The following is a 9,805-nucleotide window of genomic DNA, read 5'->3' as shown; positions in this document are numbered from 1 at the left end:
CGCAAAACACTCGGCTGGGACACCCCCGCCGAACGCCTCGCTACACTCCTCACCACCACCAGCTAACCCTCGTGTTGCAACGACCCCTTGAAACCGCCCAGCCGAGACCGGGAGCCGCGTTGCGGCCCGGAGTGCGGCGGGCGTCGCGGGGCCCGGGATACACCCGTGCGTCGCGCAGCGGTCGGGGGTGGGACTGCGTCGCGGGGAGGCCCGGGACTCCGCTGCTGCTCTCGTGATGGCCCGAGTTCGTACCGTATGGGGTTGATCTAAAACGGTCGGATCGGTGGGAACGCATCCTCCAGGTCGCGGGCGGCGGCCAGGGCGATGTGCTCGCCGTGCAGCCGGGCGATGACCTGGACGCCGAGCGGGCGGCGGCCGGTGACGCCGGTCGGGACGGCGACCGCGGGCAGGCCGAGGAAGTTCGCGGTGACCAGCAGGCGGTGGGCCTTCCAGAGTGCGGTGGTGGCGGCCGGGCCGGACAGGTCGAAACCGATCAGCGGCATCGGCTGGGTGGTGACCGGACCGAGAACGATCGGGTAGCGGGCGTGGAACGCGCGCCACGCGGCGGCGTGCACGAAACGCTCCGCCCAGGCGCCCTGGTAGGCCGCCGAGGTGTCCAGGAGTTCGACGTCGACGATGTTGTCCTTGAAGTACTGGACGGTGCCGGCCGACAGCGGGCCCGGGAAGATCCCCGGCGTCAGCAGCATGGGTGCGTTCTCGGTCGAGGAGAGCTGACGCCAGAGGGTGGCGCAGCGGTCCACCGACGGCGGCTCGACCTCCTCGACGTCCCAGCCGGCCGCGGCGAGCGCGGCCGCCGCAGCCCGGACCGCCGACGCGGTCTGCGGGTCGACGCCCCACCCGGCCGGGTCGACGGTGACCGCGACCCGGCGCGGACCGGCATAACCGGACGGGTGCTCGACGGTCACGCTCAGCGGGTCGACGTCGTCGGCGCCGTGCATCACGCCGAAGAGCAGGTCGAGGTCGGCGACCGAGCGGGCCAGCGGACCGTTCACCGCCATGTGCTGAATCGACAGCGGCAGCGGCTCGACACTCCGGGACGGCGCGGCCACCCGACCGGCCGAGGTGCGCAGCGCGGTGATCCCGGCGGCGTGCGCGGGCAGCCGCAGCGAGCCGCCGTAGTCGTTGCCGAGACCGGCGGCGACCATGCCGGTGGCGACCGCGACCGCGTCGCCGCCGCTGGAGCCGCCCGGCACCCGGGTGTCGTCCCACGGGTTGACCGTGCGGCCGAACAGGTCGTTGTCGGTGTCCCAGCGCAGGCCGATGTCCGGCATGTTCCCGCGGGCGACCGGGATCGCGCCGGCGGCCAGGAGCTTGTCGACGAACGTGGCGTTGGCCGCCGGCACGTTGCCGGCCGCGAACGGCAGCCCGGACGTGGTCGCCGACCAGGTCAGGTCGATGTTCTCCTTGACCGAGATCGGCACCCCGGCGAGCGGGCCCGGGTCCTGCCCGGCGGCGATCCGGGCGTCGAGCGCCGCGGCCGCCTCCCGGGCTTGCTCGGCGAGGACCACGGTGACCGCGTTGACCTGCGGGTTCACCGCACCGATCCGGGCCAGGGAGGCGTCCACGACGGCGGCCGCGGTGAACGTGCCGCGGCGCACCCCGCCGGCGATCTCGGTGGCGGTCAGGTTGTTCATCGTGGTGCCTTTCCTTCAGAGAGGACCGTGCAGGTCAGCGCGGTCTCGCCGAGCCGGAGCCGCTGCCGGTTCGGGACGGTCGTGACGGCCAGCCAGCGGTGCTCGCCGGTGCCCGGCGCGGGCACGAACTCCGGCGCGTCGCTGCTCGCCACGGTGAGCCGCAGGGCGTGCCCGGCCGGCAGCCGGTACCCGACGTGGCCCAGGTCGAGCTCGACGGCGAACGCGGCGCCGGGGTCGAGGATGGTCTGCTGTCCGCGAGCGATCAGCTTGGCCGTGCCGTCCGGTGCGACGTCGAGGAGCCGGGCGAACAGGTCCATCTCCGGGCCGTCCGAGCCGGCCGTGGCGCGCAGCCGGATCGGGCCGGCCAGGTCGAGCGGCGCGGTGACCGGGGCGGCGGTGAACGCGAGCACGTCCGGGCGGTCGGCGAGGTGCCGCTCGTCCGGGTATTCGGCGAGGAACGAGAACGCGTCGGCGACCGGGGACGGCACCGGGTCGGCGGCGTCGTGGATCCAGGTCGCGGTCTCCGCCGGCGCGGTGGTCAACGAGCCGGTCGGTGCGGCGGTCAGGGAGCCGCCGGGCGCGGCGCCCGCGGCCGCGGCGGCACCGGCCGGGCGCAGGACGATCTCGTGCGCCGCGGGCGGTGGCCAGGCGACGTCGGTGCGGTGGGCCGGGTCGCCGGAGTTGGCCAGCTGCCAGCGCACCCGCGGCAGGTCCCGGTCCTGCCCGCGCAGGAAGACGTCGAAGAACTCGATCGCCGGGTCCAGGTACCGGGGCAGCGCGGCGTCCGAGTCGGCCGTCCGGACCAGCGGGTCGAGCTCGAAGTGGCTGTGGTTCTCGTGGTCGATCGCCTCGAGCAGCAGGTACTCGTTGCGCGCCCAGGCCGGGCGGCGCTGGATCTCCCGGTGGTCGTGCCAGGACCACGGCGCGCAGTTGTCCCACCAGCCGATGGTCATCAGCACCGGCACCGGTGGCGCGTCGAACGGGCTGCCGGCCGGGAAGCGGCGCAGGGTGACCGGGTGCGGGAACCACACGTCGTACGACGCCGAGCGGCTGCCGACCGTCGCGAAGAACTCCTCGACCTGCGCCGCGAGGGGGCGCCGCGTCCAGTCGAACTCCCACTCGAGCATGTCCTGATCGTGGAACATGCTGAGCGGGTACACCCGGGCTACGCCCATCTCGGTGTCGTGGGTGCGCTGCCCCGGGACCGGCCCGGGCAGCTCGCCGAGGCGGGTGCCGGTGACCCGGGGCGCGATCGCGCGCAGCGCCGGATGCCCGGTGGAGGCGGCGGCCCACTGGGTGAAGCCGTAGTACGAGTCGCCCCACATCCCGACCACGCCGTCCGACCACTCCTGCTGGACGATCCAGTCGAGGGTGTCGTGGCCGTCGTACGCCTCGTTGACGAAGAGCAGGGTCTCGCCCTCGGACCGGAACTTCCCGCGGACGTCCTGCACCACCATGGTGTAACCACGGGCGGTGAAGTAGGCGGCCACCCGGGGCATGAACGTGTACTCGCCGCACTTGTCGTACGGAAGCCTGGTCAGGATGACCGGGCCGGGCTGCGGATCTACGGGAAGGTAGACGTCGGTGGCCAGACGGACACCGTCGCGCATCCGCACCATGTGCTGGGTCGCCGAGGGAGAGACCGGCCCGGGGCCGGTGCGCTGGACGGAGATGGTCATCAGAGCACCTCGAAGAAGCGGATGCAGACCTGGCCGGCCTCGCCGCGGGCCAGCCCCACGAAGACCGAGGAGTTCAGCCACGCGTGTGCCGGTGCGTCGGTGCTGAACTTCGGGCTGGTGCGGTAGTAGTACTCGGTCTCCGGGATGTCCTCGCCGGCCTCGACCCGCGCGTCGATCTCCGGGGTGGCCCGCCAGAAGCCGCGGTTGTCGATGTCGATCACGCTGCCGTCGTCGGCCTGCAGCAGGTACCGGGCGTCTAGCTCGGTCACCTGTCCGCGGGTCACCGACCAGTCGCCGCCGCCGGCCAGGACCGTGCCGTTCAGGCGGGGGCCGGAGACGGTGCCGCCGGTGATCGGGGTGAACATCAGGACCTCGTCCGGGCCACGGCCGACGTGCCGGGTCTCGGCCACGTCGACCCGGGCCTCGAAGACGAAGACCAGGCGGGGGTCGGGGAGTTCAGGCATGACGGCCCTCGTTTTCTTTTCCGAAATGACAATCAATTAGGCTGAGGGAAACCGACCGGAGGGGGCGGGGATGGGCCGGCCGAGCATGGCAGCCGAGCGGACCGAACAGATCATGCAGGCCACCGCGCGCTGCCTGCAGAAACACGGTCTCGCCGGGACGACCCTGGAACGGGTCGCCGAGGAGTCCGGGCTGAGCCGCAGCCACGTGCGGCACTACGTCGGCAACCGCGACGACCTGCTGCAGAAGTTCGCGAACTGGCTCTACTCCGGGTACGAGGCCGAGTTCATCGGCCGGATCGCCGGTGCGGACGGCCGCGACAAGCTGCCGATCGTGATGGACTACCTGTTCAGCACGGGTTTCCTGCCGATCAGCGACGACGACACGGTGATCCGCGAGCTGATCACCGCGGGGATCGCCGACGAGCGCATCCGGGTCGTCATGCAGACCCACTACACGCAGGCGATCCAGTCGGTCGAGGACGCGCTCGCCGCGGAACACCCGGAGGCCTCCCCGGGAGCGCGGCGCGCCGTCGCGTACGGGCTGTGGTGCCTGGCGATGGGCAACTCGATGATGGCCGAGCTGCAGCTGCCGGTGGCCTCCGGCGGCCTGGTCCGCGCCGCCGCGGAGTCCCTGCTGGAACGGCTCAGCAGACACGGTTGACCTCCCGGGTCGGCACCCAGCCCGGGCGCGGGACCGATCCGATCAACTTCTTCGTGTACGGGTCGGCAGGCGCGGAGAGCACGTCTGCCACCTTGCCGGACTCGACCACCCGGCCGCGGTGCATCACCACCACGTCCTCGCAGACGTGCTGCACCACGGACAGGTCGTGGGTGATGAACAGGTACGCCACCCCGGTCGCGGCCCGCGCGTCGACCAACAGGTTCAGGATCTGCGCCTGGATCGACACGTCGAGCGCGGCCACCGCCTCGTCGAGCACCAGCAGCTTCGGGTCGGCGGCCAGGGCCCGGGCGATCGCCACCCGCTGCCGCTGCCCGCCGGAGAGCGCCCGGGGCAGCACCGGGCCGTGCCGCTCGTCCAGCCCGACCAGGTTCAGCAGCTCGGCGCTCCGGGCGGCGCGCCCGGCCCGGTCGAGCGTGGTGTGGTGGGCGAGCACCTCGTCGAGGCAGCTCGTCACGGTCTGCCGGCGGTCCAGCGACTGGTACGGGTCCTGGAACACCATCTGCACCGTCGACGCCCGGCGCTCGCCCTCGATCGTCACCGTCCCGGAGGTGGCCTTCGCCAGCCCCGTGATGATCCGCGCGCACGTGGTCTTGCCCGAGCCGGACTCCCCCACCACGGCGAGGGACCCGCCGGTCGGCACCGAGAAGCTCACCCCGTCCACCGCGACGAACTGCCCCTTGAACACTTTGCGCAGGTCACGTACCTCAAGCAACACTCGGCGTCTCCCTGGGAAGAAGGTGGCAGGCGGCCAGTCCGGAGTCGATCGGCAGCAGCGCCGGGCGGACGTCCCGGCACGGACCGGCCGCCTGCGGGCACCGGTCGGCGAAGACACACCCGGCCGGCGCGTCGAACGCCGACTGCGGTGACCCCGGCACGGTCGCCAGCCGCTCCCCCGGCGCCACCGTCCCGGGCCGCGAGCGCAGCAGTGCCTGCGTGTACGGGTGCCGGGCGTCCTCGTGCAGCCGGTCGGCGGGCAGGACCTCGACGATCTCCCCGGCGTACATCACCGCGATCCGGTCGCACACCGCGGCGGCCAGTTCCAGGTCGTGCGAGATGAACAGCAGCGCGCTGCCGTGCTCGCGGCGCCGCTCGTTGAGGATCGCCACCACCTCCTCCTGGGTGGTGACGTCCAGCGCCGTGGTCGGCTCGTCGGCCAGGATCAGCTTCGGCGAGGTGGCCAGCGCGGCCGCGATCACCACCCGTTGCAGCAGGCCGCCGGAGAGCTCGTGCGGGCGCTGGCGCAGCCGCCGTGCGACGTGGTCGACACCGACGTCGGCGAGCAGCCCGGCCGCCCGCGTCCGCGCGTCGGAACGACTGACACCCTGGTCACGCAGCACCTCGGTGAGGAAGTCGCCGATCGTCCGGACCGGGTTGACGGTGGCCCGCGGGTCCTGGAAGACCATCGCCACGTCCTCCGAGCGCATCCGGCGCAGCCCGGCGCCGTCCAGCGTGTGCACGTCGGTGTCGCCGAACCGGACCGTCCCGGTGGCCCGGGCGCCCGGTGGCAGCAGCCGCAGCACCGACTTGACCGTCATCGACTTGCCCGAACCGGACTCGCCGACCAGGCCGACGGCCTCCCCGGCCGCCACCGACAGGGTGACGTCCCGCAGGATCGGGCGGCCGTTGATCTCCACCCGGAGGTGGTCGAACTCCAGCATCGTCACCGGACACCTCCGCCGAATCGTTCGGCCAGCCGCTCGGCGACCACGGTGAAGGCCACCACGGTGATCACCACGGCGACGGCGGCCTCGATGGACTGTTGCGGGAAACCCGCCAGGATGGACGGCTGACCGTTCGCGATCATCAGGCCCCAGTCCGCGGCCGGTGGTTGCAGGCCGAGGCCGAGGAAGGAGATCGAGGCCAGGTCGATCATGGCGTACCCGAAACCGATCGCGGCCTGGACCACCAGCAGCGGCGCCAGGTTCGGCAGCAGATGCCGCAGGCAGATGTGCCATCCGGAGAATCCCTGCACCCGCAGCGCCTCGATGTACGGCAGGTTCCGCTCACGCAGCGCCGCGGCCCGCATCACCCGGGCGATCATCGGCACGAAGGCCAGTGACAGCGCGACCACCGGCGCGGTGAACCCGGCCCCGAAGATCGCCGCCACGGTGATCGCCAGGACCAGCCCGGGGAACGCGAACAGGATGTCGAGCAGCCGGGAGACCGCCGCGTCGAACCAGCCGCGGAACCAGGCCGCGGTCACCGCGAGCGCGGTGCCGGCGGTGCCGGCCGCGAGGACCACGATCAGCGGACCGGCCAGGCTGGTGCGGGCGCCGGCCATCAGCCGGGACAACAGGTCACGGCCCAGGTCGTCGGTTCCCAGCGGATGGTCACCGCTGAACGGGGCGTACGCGTTCAGCGGGTCGACGGCGGTCGGGTCGTGCGGTGTGATCCACGGAGCGAGGATCGCCACCAGCACGACCAGAGCGCAGACGATCGCCGACGCCGCTGGCATGAATCGAACATTTCGCGTCGAAGAAACGACTGTCATGCCGTCACCAGCCGCGGGTCAAGGACCGCGTTCAGCACGTCGACCAGCATGTTGACCACCACGAACGCCGACACCAGCAGCAGCGACAGCACCTGCACCACCACCAGGTCCTGCCGGGCCGCGCTCTGCACCAGCAGCGAGCCGAGCCCGCTCACCCCGAACGCCTGCTCGGCCACCGCGGTGCCGGCGAACAGCCCGGCCACGGTCACCCCGGAGACCGCCAGGATCGGCGGCGCGGCGTTGCGCAGCACGTGCCGGCGCAGCACCGCCAGGCGCGGCAGGCCCCGCGCCCGGGCCGCGGCCACGTGGTCGGCGGCGAGTTCGGCGCGGACCTCGGTGCGGGTGATCCGGCTGACGTAGGCGAGGTAGCCGCCGCTGAGCGCGAGCGCCGGCAGCGTCAAGTGGTGGATCCGGTCCCCGAACCCCTCGCCGGAGCCGAAGACCGGGAACCAGGACAGCTTGGTCGCGAAGATCCAGATCAGCAGGATCGCGGCCACGAACGCCGGCGCCGCCATCAGGATCGTGGTGACCACCGTGAGCGCGCCGTCGACGACCTTGCCGGCCGCTCCGGCGAGGACACCGGACACCACCCCGATCACCAGGATCAACACCGAGGCGTACGCCACCAGCAGCGCGGTGGTGCCCAGCCGCGCCGAGATCAGCGTGGTGACCGGCTCCTTGAGCACCATCGACGTGCCCGGGTCACCGGTGAGCAGGCCACCGAGCCAGCGCCCGTACTGCACCCAGAACGGGTCGTCCAGGTGGTACTGCGCGCGGATCGCGGCCATCGTCGCCGGCGTGACCTCGTGCCCGCCGGCCAGGATGCTCGCCGGGTCCCCCGGTGCCAGGTAGAGCGCCCCGAAGATGACCACACTGGCGACCGCGACGGTGGCCAGCATCCCGCCGAGCTTCCGGGCCACGAACCAGATCATGCGGTGCCCACCTGCGCGGCCCAGGCCGAACTGATGTAGGAGAACGACGCCGGCGCCCCGGTGACCCGCTTGTTCAGGAACAGCCGGTTGTACGACTCGGCCAGGGTGATCTGCAGCTTGGCCGGCCCGAAGATCGCCTGCGCGGCCACGAACGCCCGCGCCGACGCGGCCGGGTCGGTCGCCGACACCGCGGTCACGATGTTCTCGGTGACCTCGGGGTCCTCGTAGTTCGTCCAGTTGAACAGCGCGCCCTTGAGCACGAAGCCCGGCGCGTAGTACAGCGCGCCCGGCACCTCGAGATACCCGGTGGTGGCGATGAAGTCGATGCCCTTGCGCAGCGCCGGGTCGTAGAACAGCCCGGCGAACTCGGCCGCCTGCAACTGCTTGATCGTCATCTTCAGCCCGATCTGCTGGGCGGCGGCCTGCGCGATCGTGGCGGTCTGCAGCAGTGACTGGTCACCGGCCGGCAGCGCGATCACCAGGTCGGTGCGGCTCGGCGAGGCGTCGGCGACCAGCTGCTCGGCCTTCGCCAGGTCGGCCTTCGAGGTGTCCGGCAGGGCCGCGTACCCGGCGTCGTAGACGCTCTTGGCCGGACTGCCGTTCCAGGCCATCGGCGGGGTGAACGTCTTGAGCGGCTCACCGGCGCCCTTGAGCACGCTCGTCACGAAGCTGGTCTTGTCGATCGCCAGGTCGAGCGCCTGGCGGATCCTCGGGTCGGCGGCCGGGCCGTCGGTGGCGACCGCGCCGAGGCTGAACGTCTCGGTGCTCGGCCCGAAGTACAGCTTGCCCACGCTGGTCTTCTGCAGGGCGGCGATGCTGCCGGCCGGCGCGCCGTAGACGCCGTCCACCTCGCCGGAGAGCAACGCGCTGGTCAGCGTGCTGCTGTCGGTCAGGAACACGAACCGGAAGCTGGCCGCCTTGGCCTTGCGCGCGGTGTCCCAGTAGGTCTCGTTCCGCTTCAGGGTGATCTTCTGGCCGCTCTGCCAGGAGTCCAGCCGGAACGGCCCGGTGCACATCAGCCCGCCGCTCGCGGTGCCGAACCCGGCCGCCGCCGTGGTCGCGTACTTCTCCTCGATGATCGCGCCCGGCACGCCGGCCAGGTCCGGCACGAACTGCATGTCCGGCGCGGTGAACGTCACCGTGACCTCGAGCGGGCCGGTCTTGGCGATCGTCTTGACGTTCGCGAACACGTGCGCGCTGTAGGACGCCAGCTTCGGGTCCATGTTCCGCTTCAGGCTGTAGACCACGTCGTCGGCGGTCAGCGCCGCGCCGTCCCAGAACGTCACGCCGTCCCGCAGGGTGATCACCACGGTGGTGGCGTCCTTCTGGGTGACCGCGCTGGCCAGGCCGGGTGACGTCGAGTAGTCGGTGTTCAGCCGGAGCAGGCTCTCGCAGAGGTTGGTGCCGACCGTGTTCGCCGAGTAGTCCCCGGTCCGGGCCGGGTCGAGCGACGCCGGCTCACCGGACGGCAGCGCCCAGGTGACGCTGTCGACGTCCCCGGTCGCGGCCGGCGTGGTCTCGGTCAGCTCGATCGCCGCCGCGGTCGCCGGCCCGCCGCCGGACCCACCACCGCAGCCGGCCACCGCGACGCTCAGCACGACAGCCGAAGCCGCCAGCACCTTCTTGATGATCATCTATGCATCTCCCTGGACTAGGGCACGAGAACGCACCACCGGAACGCCGCGGGGACCACCCGCCGACCGGTCGCGGGTCCGGCGGCGTGTGGCGACGGTCTCAGAGTCCCGCCCAGGCCTGTAGATTGTCAATCCTGGAAATCAACTATTAACTACTCGCCCAGCTAACCCCAGTTCACCAGGAGTCTTACCAGCTGGATAGTCCATCTTTTTAGACGAAAAACCTTTTCCGGTACGGCCGTGGAGCCCCGCCGTGGGCCACGCGCCG

General features: G+C 71.8%; 9 protein-coding genes. 1 reads left to right on the top strand and 8 read right to left on the bottom strand.

The window, feature by feature from the left end; all coding sequences use genetic code 11:
* Positions 1-266: 266 nt before the first annotated feature.
* The 3 genes from ADL15_RS02130 to ADL15_RS02120 are packed head-to-tail and all read right to left on the bottom strand — an operon-like array spanning position 267 to position 3,798.
* Complete coding sequence (locus ADL15_RS02130; protein WP_067684625.1) at positions 267-1,655, bottom strand: amidase family protein; 1,389 nt, start codon at positions 1,653-1,655, stop codon at positions 267-269.
* The gene (locus ADL15_RS02125) at positions 1,652-3,334 is read right to left on the bottom strand and encodes a CocE/NonD family hydrolase (protein WP_067684623.1); all 1,683 of its coding nucleotides are present in this window, start codon (positions 3,332-3,334) and stop codon (positions 1,652-1,654) included. Before ADL15_RS02125 ends, ADL15_RS02130 begins: the two co-directional genes overlap by 4 nt.
* Positions 3,334-3,798: a DUF3237 domain-containing protein gene (locus ADL15_RS02120; protein WP_067684621.1), complete on the bottom strand. Its 465-nt coding sequence runs from the start codon at positions 3,796-3,798 to the stop codon at positions 3,334-3,336. The genes ADL15_RS02125 and ADL15_RS02120 overlap by 1 nt, the downstream gene beginning before the upstream one ends.
* Positions 3,799-3,883: 85 nt before the next feature.
* Between ADL15_RS02120 and ADL15_RS02115 the strand changes: the two genes are divergently transcribed.
* Positions 3,884-4,459 carry a TetR/AcrR family transcriptional regulator gene (locus ADL15_RS02115; RefSeq protein ID WP_198170474.1) on the top strand — a complete coding sequence of 192 codons (576 nt, stop codon included), beginning with the start codon at positions 3,884-3,886 and terminating at the stop codon, positions 4,457-4,459.
* Here the strand turns inward: ADL15_RS02115 and ADL15_RS02110 are convergent.
* From ADL15_RS02110 to ADL15_RS02090, 5 genes are read right to left on the bottom strand one after another with little or no spacing between them, the layout of a single operon-like run.
* Positions 4,443-5,195, bottom strand: coding sequence for an ABC transporter ATP-binding protein (locus ADL15_RS02110; protein WP_067684617.1), 753 nt, complete (start codon positions 5,193-5,195; stop codon positions 4,443-4,445). The genes ADL15_RS02115 and ADL15_RS02110 overlap by 17 nt on opposite strands.
* On the bottom strand, positions 5,185-6,138 hold the full coding sequence (locus ADL15_RS02105) for an ABC transporter ATP-binding protein (RefSeq protein ID WP_067684615.1): 954 nt from the start codon (positions 6,136-6,138) through the stop codon (positions 5,185-5,187). Before ADL15_RS02105 ends, ADL15_RS02110 begins: the two co-directional genes overlap by 11 nt.
* A gap of 2 nt (positions 6,139-6,140) precedes the next feature.
* Positions 6,141-6,935 carry an ABC transporter permease gene (locus tag ADL15_RS02100; protein WP_232343856.1) on the bottom strand — a complete coding sequence of 265 codons (795 nt, stop codon included), beginning with the start codon at positions 6,933-6,935 and terminating at the stop codon, positions 6,141-6,143.
* Between the two features lie 32 nt (positions 6,936-6,967).
* Positions 6,968-7,903, bottom strand: a complete 936-nt coding sequence (locus ADL15_RS02095) for an ABC transporter permease (RefSeq protein ID WP_067684611.1) — start codon at positions 7,901-7,903, stop codon at positions 6,968-6,970.
* Positions 7,900-9,537, bottom strand: a complete 1,638-nt coding sequence (locus tag ADL15_RS02090; protein ID WP_067684609.1) for an ABC transporter substrate-binding protein — start codon at positions 9,535-9,537, stop codon at positions 7,900-7,902. Before ADL15_RS02090 ends, ADL15_RS02095 begins: the two co-directional genes overlap by 4 nt.
* Between the last annotated feature and the right edge of the window lie 268 nt (positions 9,538-9,805).

Origin of the sequence: Actinoplanes awajinensis subsp. mycoplanecinus, assembly GCF_001509495.1 — a bacterium.
GTDB lineage: Bacteria > Actinomycetota > Actinomycetes > Mycobacteriales > Micromonosporaceae > Actinoplanes > Actinoplanes palleronii.
Note: the sequence above shows the minus strand (reverse complement) of the source record. Positions and strands in the feature narration are given on the sequence as shown.

What these genes read in the sequence shown, in the direction of transcription:
- ADL15_RS02105 (WP_067684615.1), bottom strand. Translation starts at nt 6,138, where the DNA reads ATGCTGGAGTTCGACCACCTCCGGGTGGAGATCAACGGCCGCCCGATC.
- ADL15_RS02100 (WP_232343856.1), bottom strand. Translation starts at nt 6,935, where the DNA reads ATGCCAGCGGCGTCGGCGATCGTCTGCGCTCTGGTCGTGCTGGTGGCG.
- ADL15_RS02115 (WP_198170474.1), top strand. Translation starts at nt 3,884, where the DNA reads ATGGCAGCCGAGCGGACCGAACAGATCATGCAGGCCACCGCGCGCTGC.
- ADL15_RS02120 (WP_067684621.1), bottom strand. Translation starts at nt 3,798, where the DNA reads ATGCCTGAACTCCCCGACCCCCGCCTGGTCTTCGTCTTCGAGGCCCGG.
- ADL15_RS02125 (WP_067684623.1), bottom strand. Translation starts at nt 3,334, where the DNA reads ATGACCATCTCCGTCCAGCGCACCGGCCCCGGGCCGGTCTCTCCCTCG.
- ADL15_RS02130 (WP_067684625.1), bottom strand. Translation starts at nt 1,655, where the DNA reads ATGAACAACCTGACCGCCACCGAGATCGCCGGCGGGGTGCGCCGCGGC.
- ADL15_RS02095 (WP_067684611.1), bottom strand. Translation starts at nt 7,903, where the DNA reads ATGATCTGGTTCGTGGCCCGGAAGCTCGGCGGGATGCTGGCCACCGTC.
- ADL15_RS02090 (WP_067684609.1), bottom strand. Translation starts at nt 9,537, where the DNA reads ATGATCATCAAGAAGGTGCTGGCGGCTTCGGCTGTCGTGCTGAGCGTC.